Below are 25,025 nucleotides of genomic sequence, written 5' to 3'. Positions count from 1 at the left end.
ATCAGCGCGTTCTCGGATCCAGCAAGCGGACCAGCAGATCCGTCACATTGTTAATCAAAATAAAGCACATACCGAGCAGCAGTGTCCCCCCCATAATGGCGGTGGTATCGCCGGCAAACAGCGCGCTGGTGAGGTAGCGGCCAATGCCGGGCCAGGCAAAGACAGTTTCGGTTAATACTGCGCCCTCCAACATGCTGGTATAGGCCAGCGCAATCACTGTCAGCAAGGTGCCCCGAATATTCGGCAGCACGTGGGTCAGTAAAATCCGCATCTCACCCGCGCCTTTGGCTCTTGCCAGAGTGATGTACTCTTTATTCAACTCACTCAGGCAGGCCGAGCGTGTCAGGCGAGTAATACTGGCAAGCGCGTAGTAAGAGAGCAGGGCAACCGGCAAGATCAAATGGGCGACAGCATTGCCAAAGGCACCGGCATCACCCGAACGCCAAGTGTCGATCAGGGCAAAACCGGTTTTTGCTTCCACGGTATATTGATAAATATCATCGAGGCGGCCGGGGCCGGGGCTCCATTGCAGCCGTGCATAAAACAGCAGCAGCATCAATAGACCGAGCCAGAAGATGGGCACGGAGTTCCCCAGCAATGTGATAAAGCGGATAGTGGCATCCAGTTTGCTACCGGCCCAGCGGGCGCACAACAAGCCGAGGATAACCCCCAGTGCCGCGCCAATCACCAGCGATAATGTTGCCAGTTCCAATGAGGCCGGGAAAACCGTTAGCAGATCTTGCAATACCGGCTGACCGCTGGCGCTGGCGATCCCCAGATCACCATGGGCTAGCCGCTCCAGATAATGCCAGAACTGCACTGGCAAAGGTTTATCCAGCCCAAGTTGTTGTTTAACTTGTTGATAAGTGGCCTCACTGGCGTGGTCGCCCACGATTTGCAACACCCGGTCGACCGGCGACAGCGCCGACAGGAAAAAGGTGATAACCAGTAGACCGAACAAGGTTAGGGCCAGGGTCAATAATCCCTGTAAAAACCCCCAAAGACGACGCCGGGATAGGGTTCCCGGCGTTTGATTTAGTGCTACAGACATCGACTAGCAACCTACCTATATTTCATAAAACTTTATTGATAGATCAGCGCTACTTGCTGACACGGTCATAATAGACCATATCTGCATTCAGACCTTGTTGATAGCCTTTTACATTATCTCGCAGCACAACTTGTGCTTTGGCTTGATCAATAAAGATATAAGGCGAGTTCTTTTGCAGCTCTTCCTGCAACTGAGTGTAAAGCTCGATACGTTTGGCCGGATCGGACTCGGCGACTGCCGCCAGTGTTTGTTTATTCAGCTCAGGAATAACCCAGCCATTCAAACCGGCAACCGTGCTGCTCTTGCCGTCATTATAGGCAAAGGCGCTGGCGTTAGAGTGCGCATCAAAATAATCCGGGATCCACAGACGGATAGCTGACTGATGCTGTTTGGCACGTACGCGGCCATAAACCTGGCTACCCGCAGCGGGCAGTAATACCAATTTCACGCCACCCTGCGCAAAGCTGGCTTGCAGCGACTGAGCAATGGTAATGAATGGCGGTTTGTTCTCAACATCCAGTGTCAGCGTGGCATCTTTAATTCCGGCCTTGGTCAGAATATCTTTGGCTTTAGCCGGATCAAAGGTGTACGGGTTGTTTTCCAACGCGCCCGGCAAACCGACCGGCAGGAAACTTTGATGCACGAAATACTGACCTTTCAGTAAATCTTTGGTAATACCCTGATAATCAACCAAATAGCGGGCAGCCTGCCAGAATTCAGGTTTGCTTAACAGCGGATTAGCCGGGTTGGCGGTGTTAAAGACCAAATAGTTTTGTTCGGCCGACGGGATTTCGACAACTTTAACCCCCGCCTGCGTTTTCAGTGCCGCAGTTTGGTCTGGCCCTAATTCACGGGCGATATCGGCATCACCTTGCTGAATCAGCAAGCGGCGAGCACTTGGATCGGGCACATTTTTAATAATGATATTTTTAATCAGCGGCTTATCGCCAGGTGATGTCGGGTTAGCATCCAGTACGATGGCCTGATGCGGCTGATAAACACGCATTTTGAATGGGCCACTACCGGCTGAGTGCATTTTCAACCAAGCATTGCCGTAATCGTCGTCTTTAACATTGGCGGTGACGGCTTTTTTATCAACAATCGAGGCGATCGGCGTTGATAAGATATTCAGCGCCACTGCTGGGCTGACATCTGCGCTCCAGCTCAGCTGCACGGTATTGTTATCGATCTTCTTCAAGTGTTGATCAATATTACTCGGATCCCAGCCCAATACATTCAGGATAAAGGCCGGTGAACGGTTCATTTTGACCGCGCGAGTAAAGGAGAAAATCACGTCATCAGCTTTCACCGGATTACCGGATGAAAATACTGCTTCTGGACGCAATTTCACTGTGAGAGTTTTGGCGGCGGCATCGCCCTGCCAACTTTCAGCAAGAATAGGCACGACTTTTGCCGGGTTATCACGATCAGCTTGTACCAGACGTTGATAGAGACTTGGCACGGTCTGAATACTGGAGAGTTCATTACTCTCAGCCGGGTCAAGGCTAACGATATCATCCAGGGATTGTACAACAACCAGCGTATCTGGCGGTGTTGCTGCAAAAGCACTGCCAGATAGTGCTGTCAAAACCAATAATGACAGAATTTTAGCTTTCATTGAGGCTCCCTGAAATGGGTTAAACCATCGTGTTTTAATAAAGTTATTGCAGGTGCTAAAGAGTTACACCAATAGCAAATTATTGTTTTTACGACTATTTCATCGCATTTTCTCACAATAGTAGCTTTGCTGTCTGTGGTCAAAGTCTCAACAGTTATTTGTTATAACAATTAGTGATAAAAAAATTTTACAAAAAAGTAATGATTCTGAGGTGATTTAAAACCTGTTGTTGGTGCGTCGAGTATTCGCGGTGTACATATATCGGTATAAATAAATAGCCGATATAAATAAATGTTAGAGACTTCCCACTCAATAAAGAATGAAATGGTTATAATGAAACGTCATTTCATTTAATTTATAAGAAAGGGAATAGTATGATCACCGGAAACATTCATCATTTGGAATTAGTGCCTTATTTACCTGCGCAATTAAAAGAAGCTATTGAATATGTGAAAAGCCATATCACCGCAGAAACCCCATTGGGTAAACACGATATTGATGGCAATAATATGTTTGTATTGATCTCCAATGACAGCACCGACTATCTGGAAAATCGCCGAGCGGAATATCATGCTAAGTACTTGGATATTCAGATAATCTTGGCGGGCATCGAGGGGATGACATTCAGTAGCTTACCTGCTGGCAAACCTGATATTGACTGGTTAGCAGATAAAGATATCGCCTTTTTACCGGCAGGGGTTGATGAGAAGCAGTTTGTAATGCAAACCGGTGATTTCGTGGTGTTTTACCCAGGAGAAGTGCATAAACCATTATGTGCAGTGGGCGAGCCGACCAATGTGCGCAAAGCCGTAGTTAAAATAGCGGTAAAATAGGCTATTTTACTTGCTATTTTGGACGCAAGCAGTGCTCGAAATACTCACGTACTACGTGTACGCTCCGTTTTCTCCGCGCTGGTTGCGTCCAAACTATCTGCGCCAATAACGCCTATTGATGGGGCGATTCATCAGCAAAAAATTGCGTGTTTTTATACCTGTCCCAATGTCGCGACCATCACGGCTTTAATGGTGTGCAGGCGGTTTTCTGCTTGATCAAACACGATGCTATGCGCAGATTCAAATACTTCGTTGGTGACTTCCATACCGCCCGGTAAGTCATAAAGTTCTGCCATTTGCTTGCCGACCGTGGTTTGGTCATCGTGGAATGCGGGCAAGCAGTGGAGGAATTTAACCTGCGGGTTGCCGGTCAGTTTCACTACATCCATATTGATTTGATAAGGCTTCAAGAGGGCAACACGTTCTTGCCACACTTCTTTCGGTTCGCCCATGGAGACCCAAACATCGGTATACAGGAAGTCAGCGCCTTTCACACCTTCGGCAATATCTTCTATCAGTGTGATTTTACCGCCGGTCTTTTTGGCTTGTGCCTGACAAACCGCCACCAGCTCAGCTTCCGGCCAACATGCTTTTGGCGCGACTAAACGCAAATCCATTCCGACCAGTGCAGCCGCCTCTAGCATGGTGTTACCCATGTTGTTGCGTGCATCCCCGAGGTAAGCAAACTTCATCTCACTCAAGGGCTTACCCGGTAAATGCTCCTGCATGGTCAGCAAATCGGCCAGTAATTGGGTTGGGTGGAATTCATTTGTCAGGCCATTCCATACCGGTACGCCCGCAAACTCCGCCAGTGTTTCAACCACCTTTTGGCCGTGACCACGATACTGAATGCCGTCATACATGCGGCCTAATACGCGGGCAGTATCTTTAATTGATTCTTTATGCCCAATTTGGCTTCCCCCTGGGCCGAGATAAGTCACGCGTGCACCTTGATCATATGCGGCAACTTCGAAAGAGCATCGAGTACGAGTCGAGTCTTTTTCGAAGATGAGCGCGATATTCTTACCTACCAGTTTTTGTTGCTCACAGCCGGATTTCTTGGCTTGCTTCAGTTCAACAGCCAAATCCAGCAGCGCTATAATCTCGGTGGGAGTAAAATCTAATAACCTTAGAAAGTGACGTTTATAGAACTGACTTATCGTGTTCATATTTTTCATCCTGAAGAGTTAAACTGAATTTAAATTCAATTTATACGGATAAATATTCAAATACAACCCTAATCAATAAATCTTTCTCGTTTATAGTGGAGGCAATAGCGTGGGTGTGGGAAAATAGCGCCATACTAAGCCCATTGACTGAGGATAAAGGCATGGCAAACCGCGAAATGCTGGACGAACAACGTGACGAGACCCGCCTGATCATCGAAGAACTGCTGGACGATGGTAGCGATCCAGATGCGCTGTACACCATTGAGCATCATCTTTCTGCTGAGAAATTTGAAGTTCTGGAGAAAGCGGCTGTTGAAGCATTCAAACTAGGTTATGAAGTGACAGATGCCGAAGAGCTGGAAATAGAAGACGGCTCAATGGTGATGTGCTGTGATGTGATTAGCGAAGTTGCTCTAAATGCTGAAATCATTGATGCGCAGGTTGAACAGCTGATTGCCTTGGCAGAAACCTGTGGCGTGAATTACGACGGTTGGGGCACTTACTACGAAGATCCAAACGCCGAAGATGATGAAGACGGCGAGCTCGACGACGAAGAGTTAGTGGATGAAGATGACGACGGCAAGCGCCACTAATCCGAATATCTGATTACATCATTCTATCAATGAAACCCGTACTTTATTCAGTGCGGGTTTTTTATTTGTGTCTATGCTGGTAAACCATGATCAAAAGTTGATACTACGGGCGATATCTTTGAGGGCAATAAATTTTCGACAGGTTAAGTTTTTCTCAGTTTCTGCGAGTTGTTCGAGAAAAAGCCGGTTCAAGTGATCAAGCGTTGGGTGGTCAAAGCCGTACCAAGTATCATATAAATGTTCGGTACTCTGTGGTGGTCCGAAATACATAGTGAAACAGAGTCTACTGCGTAATGTATCATCGAAATTAACAACTTTTCGGTGATTGAGGGGGGGAATAGATTTACTGGCCGGTGGTGGCACACGGATACGTAATGGAAAAATATTCTGCTGACATTGCCCTAGGGAACCGTGATCAGCAGAATGGGCAACAGAGACATCCCAGATAAATGTGGTAATGGCTCTGGCTAAGTTATCTCCCTGTTTAATCTTCTGACTATCGGGAAAGCCCGGAACCCAAGCGGAAATAGCATCACTCCAATAGGCAATAATAGGGTCGCTGGCAGACATATGGCGAACCACTCCGCTGACAAAATCAAATATTACTGCATAATAAGCGTTAAGAAAATCGTCGAGATCTGTCCAGACTTTTTCGGGCTGCATGGGATATTTATATTCTGGATAACTTTTATTTCCTTCTATTCCACAGAATGCATCTTCTAGCAGGCCTGGCCACCCCATACTTTTATGAATCACCGGTATATTCCCCTAGCCAGGAAATGGTGTATAAGGGAGGTACTGGTTATTATGGGCAACTGAATAAGGAAGAAAAATAACAGCTTGATTCATTGCCAACTGGATACGGGTATGTGGAGTAAGTAATTTATATAATAGATGCTGGGTAGGTAGGCTACTTAATGTTATCGCACTAATGGCATCCATGGGAAAATGAATTTGAGGGTGTTTAGTCTGAACACTTATAATGAGTGCACCCTGTAAAACAAAGTATTTAGCTAACACCCAAGCATCGCCATCTTTGGGGGTAAGAATTAAGCCATTGATTTTTATTGCTAATGGAATGCCGGTTTTTTTGTCTATTCGTTGAAATACTGTTACAGTCGGTGCTGAGTAAATTCCAAATAATGGAATGACTTTATTCATGCTAAATGTGTCTATTTTTAAATATCGAGGTTCTCCTTTCTCATCAAACATATTATTTGGATTAATAATACCATCAAAATCTACATAGTCCTGTTGATTAAATTCAGCTATCAGTAGCTTGCTAATCATACCAAAGAAAAGGTTATAGGAAAATATCTCATCACTAGCGGGTTGGAGCCGACGCTCCCCCGCGAGCATTTTTAAAATAATTTTAATTCTACCTGACTTTAATACTTTTCGATAATGAGACACGACATTGATTCTAAAATCATCTAATTGTTCTTGCGGTATATTTTCAATTACCGGTGGGAGTTCTGCGATCAATGTATTGATTTTTGGCCATGGACCTTTATCACCATAACGATAATTATCCAGTGTGTAGCCAGGGGCAGGACCTATCCATTTATCATAAGGATGTATCGCCATAATTATTTCCTAACTTACTAATTTATTAATAAGTTTAGTTTACATATGTATTTTTGTTATTCATTATATGTTTTGTTTATTTAAATTCTATTACTTTAAGTAAATATATTTATATTTTTTAAAATTATTAATAAAATTTTTATATTTAAATGAAAGAGCGCAACAGTGCGCCCTTTCAAAACATGAGATTAAAGCGTTTTCAGCATAGTCACTTCGCAATCCACATGACCAGTATTTCCCATTGGGCCATTGATATGCTCAAAACCTAATCTTTCGTACAAGCCTACCGCACTGGTCAGGCTCGCAGTCGTTTCCAGATAGCAGTGACTAAAACCCTGCTGGCGGGCAAACTCAAGTGCTTGTAATGCCAATTTTTTTGCCAATCCTTGACCGCGCAATATGGGTAGAAAATACATTTTCTGCAACTCACAAAGGGAAGCTTCACCACCAGATAAAGGTGCTATGCCACCGCCGCCCGCAATATTTCCATCTACTTCAATCACCCAGTAAGCACTGCGTGGCTGGCTGTACAGCTCATACAAGTGATCCAAATTAGGGTCAGACACGGTATAGCCTTTATCGGCGGTTAAGCCGAACTCGGCCGAAACTTCGCGGATGACATTGGCGATAGCGAAATTGTCTGCGGCGAGGATGGGGCGCACCAACAGGCGGATAGGTGTGGCTGTGGTCATGCTCTATAAACCCAAAGGTAATAACTTATTAATAATCTGTAATACCATCTATACCCGTCATACTTCAAGCTGTATGTGCGTGGGCCGTCTTCCTGCCAGGGTATAACACCGAATTAATGTAATGGTAAAAACGGGGGGCCAAATTATTATGGCCCCCCGTAAGTGCTTACTTCACGTCAGATTGAATTACAGTGCGGCGATAGTCGCCTGTTGTTCAATTAATTTCTGCTTAGCTTCAGCACAGGCCGCCATTCTTTCGCGCTCTTTGGCCACTACGGCTTCTGGCGCACGCGCCACAAAACCTTCATTACTCAATTTACCTTCGATGCGCTCAATCTCGGCTTCCAGTTTCGCCACTTCTTTTGCCAAGCGATCCAGTTCGGTAGCTTTATCAATCAGGCCAGCCATTGGGATCAACACCTCTGCACCTTCAACCAATTTGGTCACAGATACCGGGCCTTTATCACCGTCAGCTAACAGAGTGAGAGAAGACAAACGGGCCAGCGACTGGATGAAACTTTGATTTTCCAGCACACGGCGCTGAGCTTCAGCACTGGCACCTCGCAGCATCACTTCCAGCGGTTTACCCGGCGCGATGTTCATTTCAGCACGGATATTACGCACTGCGATGATGGTCTGTTTGATCCATTCCAAATCACTTAGCGCTTTTTCATCGACCTGGCTGGCATCATATTCTGGGAAAGGCTGCAACATAATAGTGTCCGCAGTAATGCCTTTCAGGGTTTTAACCCGCTGCCAGATAGTCTCTGTGATGTAAGGAATGATAGGGTGTGCCAAACGCAGCAATGCTTCCAGAACTTCAATCAGAGTATGACGAGTCCCGCGCAATTCAGCTTCAGAACCGCTGTTCATCACTGGCTTGGTCAGTTCCAAATACCAGTCACAGAACTGGTTCCAGGTAAATTCATACAGAATACCGGCCGCTAAATCGAAGCGGTAGGTGTCCATTGCTTCGCGGTAGGCTTTGATCGTCTGATTAAATTCAGCCAGAATCCAACGGTCAGCCAGTGACAGCACCATCTCGCCGCCATTCTGCCCGCAATCTTGGCCTTCGGTGTTCATCAGCACGAAACGGCTGGCGTTCCACAGCTTGTTACAGAAGTTGCGATAACCTTCCAGGCGCTTCATATCCCAGTTGATATCACGGCCCGTCGAGGCCAACGCTGCCAGTGTAAAGCGCAGGGCGTCAGTCCCGTGTGGCTCAATGCCGTTCGGGAACTGCTTCTCGGTGCGCTTGCGGATTTTCTCTGCTAGCTGCGGCTGCATCATGTTGCCAGTCCGTTTTTCCAGCAACTCTTCCAATGAGATACCGTCAACCATATCCAGTGGGTCGATAACGTTACCTTTAGACTTGGACATTTTCTGCCCTTCGTCATCGCGGATGAGGCCGGTCATGTAGACCGTTTTAAACGGCACTTGCGGCTTACCATTTTCATCTTTCATAAAGTGCATGGTCAGCATGATCATGCGGGCAATCCAGAAGAAAATAATATCAAAGCCACTGACCACAACACTGGTCGGGTGGAAGGTTTTCAGTGCTTCGGTTTGCTCAGGCCAGCCCAGTGTGGAGAAAGTCCACAGGCCAGATGAGAACCAGGTATCCAGCACGTCTTCATCCTGGCGCAAGGCCACATCGGCGCCCAGATTATTTTCGCGACGCACTTCAGCTTCATCACGGCCGACGTACACTTTACCCTGCTCGTCATACCAGGCCGGAATGCGGTGACCCCACCATAACTGACGGGAGATACACCAATCCTGAATGTCGCGCATCCATGAGTAATACATGTTTTCGTACTGTTTCGGGACGAATTGGATCTCGCCGTTTTCAACCGCTTCGATGGCCACTTTAGCCAATGGTGCGGTGCGAACATACCATTGGTCAGTCAGCATCGGCTCGATAACTACGCCGCCACGGTCGCCATAAGGTACGGTCAGGTCATGGGCTTTAACTTCTTCCAGCAGGCCGAGTTTATCGAATTCAGCCACTACAGCTTTACGGGCAGCAAAGCGCTCAAGACCTTGGAACTGTTCTGGAATTGCGCCACTGCAAGCATCGGTCGCTTCGCCATTAGTATCAAACACTTCCGCTTCTGCGCGGATATCACCGTCGAAAGTCAGAATGTTGATCATCGGCAGGGCGTGGCGCTTACCGACTTCATAGTCATTAAAGTCGTGCGCTGGCGTGATTTTCACACAACCGGTGCCTTTTTCCATATCGGCGTGTTCATCACCGAGGATCGGAATGCGGCGGCCCACCAGCGGCAGGATCACTTCTTTACCAATCAGATCTTTATAACGTGGATCTTCTGGGTTTACCGCGACGCCGGTATCACCCAGCACCGTTTCCGGACGGGTGGTGGCGACCACCAAATAATCTTTGCCTTCGGCTGTTTTGGCACCATCGGCCAGCGGATAACGCAAATGCCACATTGAGCCTTTGGATTCGCGGTTTTCAACTTCTAAATCAGAAATAGCGGTGCGCAGTTTCGGATCCCAATTCACCAGGCGTTTGCCACGGTAAATCAGATCTTCTTTATGCAGGCGGACAAACACTTCTTTAACTGCATTGGACAGGCCATCGTCCATGGTGAAACGCTCGCGTTCCCAATCCACAGAGTTGCCCAGACGGCGCATTTGGCGAGTTATGGTGCCGCCAGATTCGCCTTTCCACTGCCAGATTTTGTCGATAAACGCGTTACGGCCGTAATCGTGGCGAGTTTTGCCTTCTTCTGCGGCAATTTTGCGCTCAACCACCATCTGGGTCGCGATACCAGCATGGTCGGTGCCGGCTTGCCACAAGGTATTTTTGCCCTGCATGCGCTGGTAGCGAATCAAGGTATCCATGATGGTTTGTTGGAACGCATGGCCCATGTGCAGGCTACCGGTCACATTCGGCGGCGGGATCATGATGCAGTAACTTTCTTTACTGGTATCGCCGTTCGGCTTGAAATAACCCTGTTTTTCCCAGTGTTCATACAGCGGCTGTTCGATTTCCTGCGGGCTGTATGTTTTATCGAGGGACGGCTCAGTTTTGTCGATATTAGAAGGTGTGTTTTCCATTTTCTTTTTATTTCAATTAGTTGGCGGCGTTGCCGTGATCAAGTGGAAGCCGACGCTGCGATAAGACTTATATCGGTCGCGCGCCAACTGTTTCAAATTTTCTTCGTAAGGAACGAAGTCTACCACTTCATGGAAAGCGGTGGCAAAACCTGCGAACTCTGGCAGCAGGCTGATAAGCAGGTCGCGAGGGGAATTTCCACGTCGTTCCGGCCACGCCAGTTCGACTGGCGCACCATACTTGGGCCCTTCACCGGCCAGATTATGGGGCACAAATTGCTCAGGTGCCCGTTGCCATAGGGCTTCATCTAGCCGCTGGGCTTGCTCTTGATTTTCACAGGCGATCAGCACCCGTTTGCCTGCCCGCCAACGTTCAGCCGCGATCTCGCAGGCCAACGCTTCATGAGCGCGCAGCTCACCCGCGGGCGTGTCGTGTTCAAGCAGATAGAAGGTGGCGTTTTTCATAGATTCTCAGCACCCTTCGCCCTTGACGCCGCAGGGGTGTTGGCTGCACTCACTCACCCGAATCACTTACTGATGTAAGCTCATCGGGATGAGTTCGTTTGCCGCCTACCTGCAACCCCAATGAGCTTGGGTGTATATCAAATGGAATACATAAAACGATTAATCGTCGCCGTTTAGCCCAGCGCGATTAAGCAAGAACTGGGATAACAACGCGACCGGCCGGCCAGTTGCACCTTTGTTCTTGCCCGAGCGCCATGCCGTACCCGCAATATCCAGATGCGCCCAGCTATATTTACGAGTAAAGCGCGACAGGAAGCAACCTGCAGTAATGGCACCACCCGCACGGCCACCAATATTTGCCATGTCGGCAAAATTGGAATCCAGCTGCTCATAGAACTCATCACCCAGCGGCAAGCGCCATGCACGGTCACCAGCCTGTTCAGACGCCCCAATCAGCTCATGAGCCAATGGATTGTGATTTGACATCAAACCGGTGATGTGATGGCCCAAGGCCACAACGCAAGCGCCAGTCAGTGTCGCGATATCAATCACCAGTTCTGGATCGAAACGCTCAACATAGGTCAGAGCATCACACAGCACCAGGCGGCCTTCGGCATCGGTATTCAACACTTCCACTGTCTGGCCAGACATGGTGGTGAGGATATCACCTGGGCGATAAGCGCGGCCACCCGGCATGTTTTCACAACCTGCCAGCACGCCAATCACGTTCAATGGCAATTGCAGCTCAGCCACTACGCGCATCACGCCATAGACAGTGGCAGCGCCGCACATGTCGTATTTCATCTCGTCCATACCTTCGGCAGGCTTAATCGAAATACCGCCAGAATCGAAGGTCAACCCTTTGCCCACCAGCACAATTGGCTTAGCGTCGGGGTTGGGATTACCCTTATATTCTATTACTGACATCAATGATTCATTCTGCGAACCATGGCCAACAGCGAGATAAGAGTGCATTCCCAGCTCTTTCATTTGCTGTTCACCAATCACGCGGGTGATGATATTGGTGCTGAATGCATCGGCCAACTGGCGTGCTTGCGAGGCCAAATAGGCAGCGTTACAAATATTCGGCGGCATGTTGCCCAAGTCTTTAGCCGCTTTAATGCCGGACGCGACTGCCAGACCATGCTGAATGGCGCGCTCACCGCTGGTCAGTTCGCGGCGGGTTGGCACATTGAACACCATCTTGCGCAACGGGCGACGAGGCTCGGTTTTATTGCTTTTAAGCTGATCGAAGGTATAAAGCGTCTCTTTTGCTGTTTCTACTGCTTGGCGCACTTTCCAGTAAGTATTGCGGCCTTTAACATGCAGTTCGGTCAGGAAGCAAACGGCTTCCATTGACCCGGTGTCATTAAGGGTATTGATGGTCTTCTGGATCACTTGCTTGTACTGGCGCTCATCAAGCTCACGCTCTTTGCCACAGCCAATTAACAAGATGCGCTCGGAGAGAATATTCGGCACATGGTGCAGTAACAGCGTCTGCCCGACTTTGCCTTCAAGTTCACCACGGCGCAATAAAGCGCTGATGTAGCCATCACTAATTTTGTCGAGTTGTTCGGCAATGGGAGATAGACGGCGGGGTTCGAAAACGCCGACTACAATACAGGCACTGCGCTGTTTTTCCGGGCTGCCGCTCTTTACACTGAACTCCATGCACTCTCCTGAATCTTAAAGACAAAGGCGGGAGCTACCGCTAGAATGTAGCACTCCGCAACGATCTCTCTCCGTTGTGTTAACGACGTGTGTTAACCTTAACGGCATAAGTTGTTTTGTTTTGGCGACTATAAGCATGTTCCTATAGGACACCTAAACGCTAGATGCTGTAATACTATTTTAGCTGTGAAGGTTGCCATATGATGAGAATAAATGGCGGATTAACGATGAAACTATCGATTTTCCTGCAAAAAGACAAGTTTTCACAGGCGTATTAGCGTGATCATCATTAGATATCTGGTACGGGAAACACTTAAGAGCCAAATTGCGATTCTGTTCATCCTGCTATTAATCTTCTTTAGTCAGAAGTTAGTACGGATATTGGGCGCTGCGGTCGACGGTGAAATCCCAACAAACTTGGTTTTATCCCTTTTAGGGCTCGGTGTGCCGGAAATGGCACAACTTATCTTGCCATTGAGCTTATTCCTTGGCTTATTGATGACGCTAGGTAAATTGTACACGGAGAGTGAAATCACCGTGATGCATGCCTGCGGCATGGGCAAAAAGTCCCTGATTATGGCTGCATTGATTCTGGCACTGATAACTTCAGCGCTGGCATCGGTCAATACTATCTGGCTTGGCCCTTGGTCTTCTAAACATCAAGACGAAGTGCTGAACGATGCCAGAGCTAATCCTAGCTTGGCCGCTCTGGCTGGTGGGCAGTTTAAGTCTTCAACTGATGGCAATTCAGCCTTATTTATCGGTAATGTGACGGGCAAAGAGTTTAACCGCGTATTTCTGGCACAATTGCGGCCAAACGGTAATCAACGCCCCTCTGTTGTGGTAGCAGACAGCGGTCATATGATCGAACGGCCTGATGGTTCACAAGTGGTTATCTTAAACAAAGGTACCCGCTATGAAGGCACGGCATTGTTGCGCGACTTTCGTATCACCGATTTTGTCGATTACCAGGCTATTATTGGTCATCAGGAAGTACAGCAAAACAATAACGTAGCTGAGCAGATGACCATGAAACAGCTGTGGGACTCGAACAAGCCTGATGCGCGTGCAGAGTTTCATTGGCGTCTGACACTTATCGTATCGGTGATCATTATGGCATTGCTGGTGGTACCGCTCAGTGTCGTCAACCCGCGTCAGGGCCGTGTTTTGAGTATGTTGCCCGCCATGCTGCTCTATTTGATTTTCTTCTTGTTACAAAGCTCCCTGCGTTCTAATGCAAGCGGTGGCAAGTTGGACCCCTTGATTTGGATGTGGGCGGTGAACGGGGTTTACCTCGCTGTCGCGGTGATATTGAACCTGTGGGATGGCCTGCCGGCTCGTAAGTTACGTGCTCGATTGAGAGGTGCTGCCTGATGTTTGGTGTATTAGACCGCTATATCGGACGGACTATCCTCAATACTATCCTGATGACCTTATTCATGCTGGTATCGTTGTCCGGCATTATCAAGTTTGTCGATCAGTTACGCAAAGTCGGGCAGGGCGATTACTCTGCGGTTTCCGCGGGCATGTACACTTTGCTAAGTATCCCTAAGGATATCGAGATATTCTTTCCGATGGCGGCGCTGTTAGGTGCATTGTTGGGCCTGGGCACCTTAGCCACACGCAGTGAATTAGTGGTGATGCAAGCATCAGGTTTTACCCGTATGCAAATTGCCGCTTCGGTGATGAAAACCGCGATTCCATTAGTGTTACTGACCATGGCTATTGGTGAATGGGTTGCCCCGCAAGGTGAGCAGATGGCGCGTAACTTCCGTGCACAGCAGATGTACGGGGGATCATTGTTATCGACGCAAACTGGTTTATGGGCGAAAGACGGCTCCGACTTTATTTATATCAAGCGAGTGTCGGGTGATAACGAGCTAACCGGGGTCAATATTTATCATTTTGATAAACAGGATCGCCTGCTTTCGGTTCGTTATGCCGCCACGGCGACGTTTGAAGGCAATCTGTGGCGCTTATCGCAGGTTGATGAATCTGATTTAAGCAATCCAAATAAAGTGACTGGCTCACAGACACTAACCGGTGAGTGGAAAACTAACCTAACACCAGAGAAGTTGGGTGTGGTTGCCATGAACCCAGACTCGCTTTCTATCAGCGGATTGCATGATTACAGCAAATATCTACGACAAAGTGGGCAAGAGTCGAGCCGATATGAACTGAATATGTGGGGCAAGATATTTGCACCATTCTCGGTGGCCGTGATGATGCTGATGGCGCTGTCATTTATTTTTGGCCCATTACGAAGCGTACCAATGGGAGTTCGGGTGGTTACCGGTATCTTCTTTGGTTTTGTTTTCTATGTATTGGATCAGATTTTTGGCCCGCTTAGCTTGGTTTACAGCATCCCTCCGGTCATCGGCGCGCTGTTACCGAGTATACTTTTTCTCCTAATCAGCGTTTATTTGCTGCTAAAACGGCGTTGATGGCGTTTTTTTCAACACTTAGACTAAACTTAGTGGGATAACAGTTGCATGCGGACTTCGGGTAGGTATAATTCACCTCGTTCTCCGCATACTACTTCAGTGCCGAAGTGGCGAAATCGGTAGACGCAGTTGATTCAAAATCAACCGCCGCGAGGCATGCCGGTTCGATTCCGGCCTTCGGCACCATTAGTATGTAAAGAGACCTCAACTGAGGTCTTTTTTTATGCCTAAAATCCAGTCCCCGCAAGGCTCCTCTCGCTTTTTCAGTCAACATAAGTCAACCTGATTCAATCTACATCAACTTACTGATGTGGGTACAAATGCGGGTATATCCCGGTTCGATAATGTTCGTACCCACACAGAACCCTTGAAAGGATACTCAACATGGCTCTGAGTGATGTGAAGGTTCGTACGGCCAAGCCAGAAGCAAAAGCCTATAAGCTCACTGACGGAGAAGGCATGGTTTTGCTTGTTCATCCTAATGGTTCCAAATATTGGCGGCTACGTTATCGCTTTGGCGGTAAAGAAAAGATGTTGGCGTTGGGAAAGTACCCTGAAATATCACTGGCTGATGCCAGGGCACGGCGTGACGAAGCTCGTAAGCTGTTAGCTAACTGGTGTGGACCCAAGTGAGAGCAAGAAAGCCGTTAAGGTAGAGCAGGAGCAAGAAGCGATAACTTTTGAAGTGGTAGCCAGAGAGTGGCATGCCAGTAATCGTCAATGGTCAGAAGCTCACAGTGCTCGAGTGCTCAAAAGCTTAGAGGACAATCTCTTTCAAGCCATAGGCAAACGGAATATCACAGACCTCGGAACCCGTGATCTTTTACCTCCCATTAAAGCCGTGGAGATGTCTGGACGTCTTGAGGTAGCTTCCCGCCTGCAACAACGAACCACAGCGATAATGCGCTATGCAGTACAAAGCGGTTTAATTGATTACAACCCCGCGCAGGAGATGGCGGGCGCTGTTGCTACCGGTAAAAGAAAGCACCGTGCGGCACTTGAGTTAAACCGCGTTTCAGAGTTACTTCATCGCATCGATTACTACAGTGGCAGGCCACTCACTCGGCTAGCGGTAGAATTGACTTTATTGGTCTTTATCCGTTCCAGTGAATTGCGCTTTGCCCGTTGGTCAGAAGTAGATTTTGAAACCGCCATGTGGACCATCCCTGGAGAACGTGAACCACTGGAAGGTGTTAAGCATTCGCATCGAGGCTCCAAAATGCGCACTCCCCATCTTGTCCCCTTATCCCGCCAGGCGCTCGCCATTCTGGAAAAGATCAAAAGCATGAGTGGAAATCGTGAGTTGATCTTTATCGGTGATCATGACCCACGTAAACCAATGAGTGAAAACACGGTAAACAAAGCCCTGCGTGTTATGGGCTACGATACTAAAGTTGATGTTTGTGGTCACGGTTTTAGAACCATGGCATGTAGCTCATTGATTGAATCGGGATTGTGGTCTAGGGATGCCGTAGAACGACAGATGAGCCATCAGGAGCGTAACTCTGTACGTGCGGCTTATATTCATAAAGCCGAGCACTTAGATGAGCGCAGACTGATGATCCAGTGGTGGGCAGATTATCTGGATGCGAATCGAGAGAAGGGGGTTAGTCCGTTTGATTTTGGGAAGATTAATAATCGTTTAAGATAAAAGAGGAACTTTTCTTTTCCAGCATTTTTTCTGAAAAGTCTCACATAAGTGGTGTTCTTCACTAGCCTTTTGAAGCAGGTGGGGAATGCCATGTCTTTTTTTGTCATTACTACTGTCCGAATGTATTCACATCAGTATGTTAGCCACGGTAGAGCAATGAGCTTTATATAACGAAAGCTCAACATTCTATTAAAGTATAAAATCATGTTCGGGCTTACGGCTGTTATAAATGCGGTCCTGTGATAGCCCTTAGCAACCGTACGTCAGGCTTTGAGGGATACCAGGCTATTTAAGTTGTAATGGTCGAAGTTAAGTGATTATTTAGTCTCGGTATTCATTTCTATGCCCTGTATCGTTTGCGATAGTTTTCGTTACGGGTATTATTTTGCGAATTGCATTCCAAAACTGCATTTTTGCTTGGGCACATTTGCTCTATAGCTGCGATTTATCCTGAGGATTTTCATGACTAACACTAACTTCTCTCAAACAGCTGCCTTTATCTGGTCGGTAGCTGATCTGCTTCGCGGTGATTTTAAGCAATCTCAGTACGGGCGTGTGATTCTGCCTTTTACTTTGTTGCGCCGCCTTGAGTGTGTGTTAGCGCCAACCAAAGATGCGGTGGTGGCAGAGGCTGAAAAGTTGAAGACCAGCCCGTTGCCGGAAGAAGGGCGGGAGAAGTTTCTATTACGTGCCACCAAAGGGCTGTCGTTCTTTAATACCTCACCAATGGATCTTGGCAAGATTGGTCAGAACGACATTCGAGCCAACTTGGATAACTATGTTCAATGTTTCTCAAAGGATGCGCGGGAAATTTTTGAGCACTTCAAATTTACTGAGTTTGTTGGCCTGTTGGATGATGCCAACCTGCTGTTCAAAATCGTTAAGAAATTCGCCACCACTGACCTGAGCCCGAATGCTATTTCCAACTATGAAATGGGGCTGGTGTTTGAAGAGCTGATTCGCCGTTTTGCGGAAAGCTCGAATGAAACGGCGGGTGAGCACTTTACTCCACGCGATATCGTGCGTTTAACCACCTCGCTGGTGTTTATGGAAGATAATGATGCGTTGTCGAAAGATGGCATTATTCGCACCATTTATGACCCAACGGCCGGTACGGGCGGTTTCCTCTCCTCCGGTATGGAGTATGTGCACGAACTTAACCCGAATGCGGTGATGCGTGCTTTTGGGCAGGAACTGAATCCCGAGTCCTACGCCATCTGTAAAGCCGATATGCTGATCAAAGGGCAGGACGTTAGCCGCATTAAACTGGGTAACACCCTTTCCAACGATCAGCTCCCGCAAGACCAGTTCGACTACATGCTTTCTAACCCACCATTTGGTGTGGACTGGAAAAAGATTGAAGGCGAGATTAACGACGAGCATCAGCTGAAAGGTTTTAATGGGCGTTTTGGCCCCGGTCTGCCACGCGTTTCTGATGGTTCACTGCTGTTTCTGATGCATCTGATCAGCAAAATGCGCGATAACCATAACCTCGATGGCTCGGTGAGTAACGGCGGTCGGATTGGCATTATTCTTAACGGCTCACCGCTGTTTACCGGCGGGGCGGGCAGCGGTGAGAGTGAAATCCGTCGTTATATTCTGGAAGCTGATTTGTTGGAAGGGATTGTCGCGCTGCCGACGGATATGTTCTACAACACCGGCATCGCCACCTATGTGTGGATTTTGTCGAACAAAAAAACACCGGAGCGTAAGGACAAAGTCCAACTGATTGATGGCACCAATCTGTGCGGCAAGATGCGTAAGTCTTTAGGTTCCAAACGTAACATCATGGGCGAGGATGATATTAAGCTTATCACTCGCACCTTTGGCGATTTTGAAGTGGTGGAGACGACCACGCTTGAAGCATTAGGGCTGGAGAAAGCACCAGAGCAAAAATCTAACCGGGGCCGCCAGTCTGCAACGGCTAAAATCGAAGCACCGAAAACCTTCGCCAGCAAAATCTTTAACAGCACGGATTTTGGCTACCGCCGCCTGACCATCGAGCGCCCGCTGCGCTTGTCTGCTCAAGTTACTGATGAAGCGATTGCCACATTGCGCTTTGCGCCGAAGCCGTTTAGCGCGCCGATGGAGCGCTTATATGGCGAGTTCGCAGGGCAGTGGCAAGACGATAATTACGGCGATTTTACCGGGCTGGAAGTTGAAGCTCGCGCCATCATCAAAGCTGAATTTGCCGAGCTGAAAGAGAAGCAAATTAAAGATCTGTTAGACCGTAAACTGTGGCTGGCCCAGCGCGCATTAATGGATAAAGCGCAACAGATCCAAACTGCATTGGGTGCGAAAGCCGGTGGCAAAACACAAGTTAGTGATGACTTTAATGAGTTCCAACTCACCTTAAAAGGCGCGATTAAAACTGCGGGCGTTAAGCTGGATACCAAAGAAAATAAACAATTTATTGATGCTATCACCACTAAAAACCCGGATGCCGAGCCGGTGGTGAAAAAAATTCTAAAAGAAGCCGTCCAGCCGCTGTATGGAGCATTTGAATACCAAGGCAAAGTGGTGGAGTTCGAACAGGATGGCGAGCTGCGTGATAATGAAAATGTGCCGTTAAACCCGGCTATCGCCACCAGTGATTTAATTGAAAATTACTTTAAAGCCGAAGTGCTACCGCACGTTGCCGATGCCTGGATTAACGCCGATAAGCGCGATGCGAAAGACGGTGAAATAGGCATTGTTGGTTATGAAATTCCATTTAACCGCCATTTCTATGTCTATCAGCCGCCACGCCCGTTAGAAGAGATTGATGCCGATCTGGATGCCGTAAGCGCCGAGATTATGAAGTTATTGCAGGAGGTACATTCCTGATGGCTAAATATAAGGCTTATCCAGAATATAAGGATTCTGGGGTTGAGTGGTTGGGGGATATACCTGTTCATTGGGGTTCTAAGCCTCTGAAATTTCTTTGCACCTGTAATGATCAAGTAATTTCTGATTCAACAGAAAAAGATTATGAACTTGAGTATGTTGATATTGGCAGCGTGTCTTCATCGCAGGGGATAACAAAAACAGAAAATATGATATTTTCGAATGCTCCTTCAAGAGCTAGACGGCTGGTTAAAGATGGTGATGTCATTATCTCTACAGTTCGAACATACCTAGAAGCTATTGCTCCAATAATTAATCCTCCAAATAATATGGTCGTTTCCACCGGGTTTGCAGTAATTCGGCCTCTATTAAATCTTGATAAAGGCTTTGCTGCCTATTGTCTGCGTGCTAGTGGTTTTATAAAAGAAGTTGTAGCTCGTTCTGTGGGAGTGAGTTATCCAGCAATAAATGCATCAGATTTAGTTAACATTCCCATCCCGAACTGTTCATTATATGAACAATCAAGAGTGGCTGCCTTTTTGGATCACGAAACCGCAAAAATAGATAAGCTGATCGAAAAACAGCAGCAACTAATTGAACTGTTAAAAGAAAAACGTCAGGCGGTGATTAGCCATGCGGTGACTAAAGGGCTAAACCCTGATGTGCCAATGAAAGATTCTGGTGTTGAGTGGTTGGGGGAAGTGCCGGAGCATTGGATTGTGTCTCCGTTGAAAATTCACGTTTTTACCCGTAAGGGTATAGCTTTTAAATCTACAGATTTCTGTCATTATGGTGTGCGTGTTGTAAAAGCGAGCGATATTAAGCAAAAAAGCATTCAAACTTCAGATGTTTTTTTACCAGAGCTTTTTGCTTTGAATTACCCTAAGGCTATTCTTAATTCTGGTGATATAGTTTTAAGTACAGTAGGCAGCACTCCAGATGTAAAAAATAGTGCCGTTGGGCAAATTGGTCTTGTGCCTCAAAATCTAAATGGATCGCTATTAAATCAAAATACAGTAGTATTTTCTTCTCGGCCTGATGTGTTGAATCAATCATATCTTTTTTTCCTTATTCAAACGAATGTATACCGCGATCATTTAGACCTGCATGCTCATGGAACTGCAAATCAGGCTAGTCTCAATATTACAGATATGTTGGATTTCAAATATGCATGTCCACCATTAATTGAACAAGTAGAAATCTCAGGACATATTCAAAAGTATAATTATAGTTTTGATCTTCTAGAGTCTAAGAGCGAATCTGCAATCAAGTTACTTAAAGAACGCCGCACCGCCCTTATTTCCGCCGCCGTTACCGGCAAAATAGACGTACGCGATTGGGTTGCACCAGACACTCACGAAGTTGAGGTATTACAGGAGGTCACCGCATGAGTATGGATACTACTAACGAGCTGATTTTCCAGAATGAAATCATTGCTCAAATGGTTGCCAAAGGTTGGGTTTGTGGCAAATCAGATGGCTATGACCGCGAACGCGCGCTGTTCTCGCAAGATGCCATTGCTTTTGTACAAAACAGCCAGCCGCAGGAATGGGAAAAATTTGCCAGAATTTACCCAACCGATACTGAACGCCATTTTCTTGATGTGCTGGTAGCGCAACTTAAAAAAGCCGATAACAATGCTACCGATATATTGTCGCGCACTTACGGTACGCTCGGCGTATTACGTCATGGTATTAAAAGCCACAATGCGCGCTTTTCATTATGCCAATTTAAGCCCGAACATAATCTCAACCCGGAAACGCTGGCGCGTTATCAACAGAATATTTGCCGGGTGGTGCCAGAGCTGGTTTATAGCCCCTATGCCACCAAAGCCGCATTTGAAGAGGCTGGCGTAAAAGCTAAGAAATGGCGTATCGATCTGGTGCTGTTTATTAACGGCCTGCCGGTGGCAACACTTGAACTGAAATCTGAATTCAAGCAGGCGGTGCAAAACGCCATCAAACAATATAAAAAAACGCGTTTGCCCAAAGACCCAATAACCCATAAACCCGAGCCGCTACTCACCTTTAAACGGGGCGCGCTGGTGCATTTTGCCGTCAGCCAGTATGAGGTGTTTATGGCGACCAAACTGGCTGGCGATGACACCTTCTTCCTACCGTTTAACAAAGGCACCAAAGATGGCGGCGCAGGAAATGATATCCCCGAAAATGAAAACGAGTACGCCACCAGCTACTTGTGGAATGAAGTTCTACTGCCAGATAACCTGCTGAAAATTCTAGCCAGTTTTGTGCATCTGCAAATTGAAGAAAAAGAAACGTGGAACGGGCTGAAAGGCAAGAGAGAGAGCCTGATTTTCCCACGCTATCACCAGTGGGATGTGGTGAATAAGCTGATTAACGCCGCCACAGTTGAAGGTACGGGTCATAAATATCTTATCCAGCACAGCGCGGGTTCCGGCAAATCTAACTCGATTGCCTGGACTGCCCACCAGCTTTCAACACTCTACGATGAGCAGGGCGAAAAGCAGTTCCATTCGGTAATTGTGGTCACAGACCGCACGGTATTGGACGATCAGCTACAGGACACTATTTACCAGTTTGAACATGCGGATGGCGTCGTTGGGCGTATCAATAATAAAGAAGGTGATGGCTCCAAATCAGAAAAGCTTGCCAGTGCGCTGGAAAACTCCCAGCCGATTATTATTGTCACCATTCAGACCTTCCCGTTCGTGCTGAAAGCCATCGAAAATAGCGTCAGCCTCAAACAGCGTAAATATGCGGTGATAGCCGATGAAGCGCACTCATCGCAGAGCGGTTCTACGGCGCGTCAGCTTAAAGAAGTGTTGATGACTGACGAGGTAGATGACGATGTGGTGTTGTCATCGGAGGACATTCTCGATGCCACTATCGCGGCGCGTAAAGGCAGCAGTAACCTTAACTATTATGCATTTACCGCCACACCTAAAGCGAAAACCCTTGAGCTATTTGGTCGTCGTCCTAACCCGCTAGAGCCCGCATCGAAAACCAATAAGCCCGAAGCCTTTCATGTTTACTCCATGCGTCAGGCGATTGAAGAGGGCTTTATTCTTGATGTCCTGAAGAACTATACCAACTACAAAGTGGCCTATCAGCTGCTACAAAAACTGGCAGATGCAGACCGGGAAGTTGACAGTAAAAAAGCCAAAATCAAACTTAACCAGTGGGTGACATTGCACGATCATAATGTCGCGCAAAAGGTAAAAGTGATTGTTGAGCACTACCGCAAACATGTGATGCATTTACTGGGTGGGCAAGCCAAAGCGATGGTGGTCACCAGTTCGCGTAAAGCTGCGGTGCGTTATAAGCTGGCATTTGATCAATATATCGCGGAAAAAAACTATCCGAAGATTAACACGATGGTGGCGTTTTCTGGCGAGGTGGAATTTGTTGAGAGTGACCACAACAGTCTGGCGCTGCTCAATCAGAAGTTCACCGAAATCAATATGAATCCAGGGCTGAAAGGTCGGGATATGCGCAAAGCCTTTGATAGTGATGATTATCAGGTGATGTTGGTGGCGAATAAATTCCAGACCGGTTTTGATCAGCCGAAATTATGCGCCATGTATGTGGATAAAGCTCTGGGCGGGGTGGAGTGTGTACAGACGCTCTCGCGGCTGAATCGCACCTATCCGGGTAAAGCACAATCGGGCACTTTCGTGCTCGATTTCTATAACGAACCCGATGATATTCTGGCGGCCTTCCAGCCTTACTATCAAACCGCTGAGTTGACAGATGTCAGTGATCCACAGCTAGTCTTCGAGTTGTTCCAGAAACTTCGCACTGGCGGTATTTTCCTGTGGAGTGAAGTCGAGCAATTCTGCGAGGCATTTTTCACTAAAAACAAATCCAACGCGGCGATCAGTAATATCTGTAAACCGGCCGTTGAGCGCTGGAAGAAACGTTATACCTCGGCTATCGATGCCTATGTGCTGGCAAAAGAGATTTTTGAGCGAACCAAAAAAACCAATGATGTGGTGCTTATCACCAACGCCGAAAACAGTTTTAAAGAGTGCAAACAAGAGAAAGACAAGCTGGATATCTTCAAGAAGGACCTCGGCAGTTTTGTTCGTTTCTACGAGTTTATGTCGCAACTCGTTGACTATGATGACAAAGAACTGGAGAAACTTAGTCTTTTTGCCCGCCATCTTCGCCCGCTGCTGCATGAACAGCACGTTGAAGAAGATGAGATTGATTTAAGCAATGTGGAGATGAGCCATTACCGCTTATCGAAAATCCACGAGCAGCATCTCAAGCTGCAGGAAGATGCCGGAGAATACAAAATTGAACCAGGCAACGACATCGGCACCGCCAAGCCGAAAGATAAGAAAGAAGAGTTCCTGTCGAATATTCTGGCACGTCTAAATGACCTGTTTATTACTGACAATCTCAGTGATAAGGACATGATTAACTATGCTTTTACCGTGCGTGATAAGTTATCGGAAAACCAGGCAGTCATGACGCAAATTGCCAACAATACCCGCGAACAAGCCATGCTGGGGGATTTCCCTAAAGCTATTGATGACGCGGTAATGGATAGCAATGATGCTCAGCATGAAATGATGATGCAGTATCTGTCTAACCCAGAACTTGCAAAAGGGTTTGCGCGGGTGGTCTTTGATATGTTGAAAGGGGGTTGAGTTTTTAGCTGGCCGGGCGTGGGATTATTTTTAGTCTTTGTCTGGGAAGGCTAGTGCTTAAATGTCCCCTCATTGAAACTCTGAGATTCGCAGTACTGACGGCGGATTAGGCTATCGAAATCATCTTTGCCAGCTGACCAGCAAATGGTGTATTGAACGTGTTTTTGATACCTTGCAAGACCAGCTTATACCGGAGCTGAGATTGCACAATATTATTGATATGGTGGATGCCAATAGCTAATCACATTAGTACAGCTTGCTGCACTTTTATATCTCATCTGAATGTCACTAACGTTTAAACACTTGCCCCCGATGCCATTCTACAAACTGTTCATGTGGATAATGTTCAGCGCTTTTGGGCAGTAAAATTGTATGCCCTGCGAAATCCCAGAATAACCGTTCAACCATTTGGCTGCCGTTTACGCCTTCTGAGACCAGTAGCTTCATGCGGCCATCAAGCCCTATCACACCCATGTCGAATGCAGAATGGTGTAATGAACATAACGCTATGCCGTTGGTTAGGGTCGTTTAACTGGTTCAGCGCCGCGAGAGAAGAGAAGTATCAACGGTACGATACGTCGATGGTGTACCGTGGTGAGAGCTTAACAGGTGAAATTAAAACGATTTATACCAGCCTAGAGCAGCGTCAGTTATAAAATGAAGGCTAGTAATTTCGGACGGTATCGGTGTTCGGCGTACCAAAGTCAA

Annotated in this window: 16 protein-coding genes, 1 tRNA gene and 3 pseudogenes; 10 read left to right on the top strand and 10 right to left on the bottom strand. The window is 47.2% G+C overall.

All coding sequences use genetic code 11. From position 1 onward, the window contains the following. Nucleotide 1 precedes the first annotated feature (1 nt). Nucleotides 2-1,051 (bottom strand): ABC transporter permease, encoded by a 1,050-nt coding sequence (locus DX162_RS03530; RefSeq protein WP_004389272.1) that lies wholly within the window; start codon nt 1,049-1,051, stop codon nt 2-4. A 49-nt stretch (nt 1,052-1,100) separates the two neighbouring features. Then, complete coding sequence (locus DX162_RS03525) at nt 1,101-2,669, bottom strand: ABC transporter substrate-binding protein (RefSeq protein WP_004389273.1); 1,569 nt, start codon at nt 2,667-2,669, stop codon at nt 1,101-1,103. A gap of 374 nt (nt 2,670-3,043) precedes the next feature. Between DX162_RS03525 and DX162_RS03520 the strand changes: the two genes are divergently transcribed. Next, nucleotides 3,044-3,502 carry a NanQ anomerase/TabA/YiaL family protein gene (locus DX162_RS03520; RefSeq protein ID WP_004389274.1) on the top strand — a complete coding sequence of 153 codons (459 nt, stop codon included), beginning with the start codon at nt 3,044-3,046 and terminating at the stop codon, nt 3,500-3,502. Nucleotides 3,503-3,654: 152 nt separating this feature from the next. On the opposite strand, the gene argF is transcribed toward DX162_RS03520, so the two are convergent. Next, complete coding sequence (gene argF / locus DX162_RS03510; RefSeq protein ID WP_032819300.1) at nt 3,655-4,671, bottom strand: ornithine carbamoyltransferase; 1,017 nt, start codon at nt 4,669-4,671, stop codon at nt 3,655-3,657. Nucleotides 4,672-4,832: 161 nt separating this feature from the next. On the opposite strand from argF, the gene rraB reads away from it, so the two are divergent. Next, nucleotides 4,833-5,264 carry a ribonuclease E inhibitor RraB gene (gene rraB, locus DX162_RS03505; protein WP_032819301.1) on the top strand — a complete coding sequence of 144 codons (432 nt, stop codon included), beginning with the start codon at nt 4,833-4,835 and terminating at the stop codon, nt 5,262-5,264. 90 nt (nt 5,265-5,354) lie between these two features. Here rraB and DX162_RS22435 read toward each other — a convergent pair whose 3' ends face one another. The 6 genes from DX162_RS22435 to pepA all read right to left on the bottom strand — a co-directional run bounded on the left by DX162_RS22435 (nt 5,355) and on the right by pepA (nt 12,760). Beyond that, the gene (locus DX162_RS22435) at nt 5,355-6,020 is read right to left on the bottom strand and encodes a hypothetical protein (protein WP_004389279.1); all 666 of its coding nucleotides are present in this window, start codon (nt 6,018-6,020) and stop codon (nt 5,355-5,357) included. Between the two features lie 12 nt (nt 6,021-6,032). Next, complete coding sequence (locus DX162_RS22430; protein ID WP_004389281.1) at nt 6,033-6,851, bottom strand: hypothetical protein; 819 nt, start codon at nt 6,849-6,851, stop codon at nt 6,033-6,035. Between the two features lie 188 nt (nt 6,852-7,039). Next, nucleotides 7,040-7,543, bottom strand: a complete 504-nt coding sequence (locus tag DX162_RS03495) for a GNAT family N-acetyltransferase (protein WP_098081004.1) — start codon at nt 7,541-7,543, stop codon at nt 7,040-7,042. Nucleotides 7,544-7,729: 186 nt separating this feature from the next. Further along, nucleotides 7,730-10,627 (bottom strand): valine--tRNA ligase, encoded by a 2,898-nt coding sequence (locus tag DX162_RS03490; protein ID WP_004389284.1) that lies wholly within the window; start codon nt 10,625-10,627, stop codon nt 7,730-7,732. Between the two features lie 12 nt (nt 10,628-10,639). Beyond that, nucleotides 10,640-11,089: a DNA polymerase III subunit chi gene (locus DX162_RS03485; RefSeq protein WP_004389285.1), complete on the bottom strand. Its 450-nt coding sequence runs from the start codon at nt 11,087-11,089 to the stop codon at nt 10,640-10,642. 159 nt (nt 11,090-11,248) lie between these two features. Then, nucleotides 11,249-12,760 carry a leucyl aminopeptidase gene (gene pepA / locus DX162_RS03480; protein WP_004389286.1) on the bottom strand — a complete coding sequence of 504 codons (1,512 nt, stop codon included), beginning with the start codon at nt 12,758-12,760 and terminating at the stop codon, nt 11,249-11,251. Nucleotides 12,761-13,039: 279 nt separating this feature from the next. Between pepA and lptF the strand changes: the two genes are divergently transcribed. The 7 genes and pseudogenes from lptF (at nt 13,040) to DX162_RS03445 (ending at nt 24,317) form a co-directional block, all read left to right on the top strand. Continuing rightward, the gene (gene lptF / locus DX162_RS03475; RefSeq protein ID WP_004389287.1) at nt 13,040-14,134 is read left to right on the top strand and encodes an LPS export ABC transporter permease LptF; all 1,095 of its coding nucleotides are present in this window, start codon (nt 13,040-13,042) and stop codon (nt 14,132-14,134) included. Then, nucleotides 14,134-15,204 carry an LPS export ABC transporter permease LptG gene (lptG, locus tag DX162_RS03470; protein ID WP_032819303.1) on the top strand — a complete coding sequence of 357 codons (1,071 nt, stop codon included), beginning with the start codon at nt 14,134-14,136 and terminating at the stop codon, nt 15,202-15,204. Before lptF ends, lptG begins: the two co-directional genes overlap by 1 nt. 101 nt (nt 15,205-15,305) lie before the next feature. Then, nucleotides 15,306-15,390, top strand: a tRNA-Leu gene (locus tag DX162_RS03465). A gap of 198 nt (nt 15,391-15,588) precedes the next feature. Beyond that, a pseudogene (locus tag DX162_RS03460) lies at nt 15,589-16,855 on the top strand (tyrosine-type recombinase/integrase). Between the two features lie 462 nt (nt 16,856-17,317). Beyond that, on the top strand, nt 17,318-19,681 hold the full coding sequence (locus tag DX162_RS03455; protein WP_032819305.1) for a type I restriction-modification system subunit M: 2,364 nt from the start codon (nt 17,318-17,320) through the stop codon (nt 19,679-19,681). Beyond that, complete coding sequence (locus tag DX162_RS03450; RefSeq protein WP_032819306.1) at nt 19,681-21,072, top strand: restriction endonuclease subunit S; 1,392 nt, start codon at nt 19,681-19,683, stop codon at nt 21,070-21,072. Before DX162_RS03455 ends, DX162_RS03450 begins: the two co-directional genes overlap by 1 nt. Further along, the gene (locus DX162_RS03445; protein ID WP_032819308.1) at nt 21,069-24,317 is read left to right on the top strand and encodes a type I restriction endonuclease subunit R; all 3,249 of its coding nucleotides are present in this window, start codon (nt 21,069-21,071) and stop codon (nt 24,315-24,317) included. Before DX162_RS03450 ends, DX162_RS03445 begins: the two co-directional genes overlap by 4 nt. 288 nt (nt 24,318-24,605) lie before the next feature. On the opposite strand, the pseudogene DX162_RS22520 reads toward DX162_RS03445, so the two are convergent. Then, nucleotides 24,606-24,842 (bottom strand): annotated as a pseudogene (locus DX162_RS22520) (HNH endonuclease); the annotation flags it as partial. Between DX162_RS22520 and DX162_RS22895 the strand changes: the two are divergent. After that, nucleotides 24,836-24,973: pseudogene (locus DX162_RS22895) on the top strand (hypothetical protein); the annotation flags it as partial. The pseudogenes DX162_RS22520 and DX162_RS22895 overlap by 7 nt on opposite strands. Between the last annotated feature and the right edge of the window lie 52 nt (nt 24,974-25,025).

Origin of the sequence: Yersinia kristensenii, assembly GCF_900460525.1 — a bacterium.
GTDB lineage: Bacteria > Pseudomonadota > Gammaproteobacteria > Enterobacterales > Enterobacteriaceae > Yersinia > Yersinia kristensenii.
Note: the sequence above shows the minus strand (reverse complement) of the source record. Positions and strands in the feature narration are given on the sequence as shown.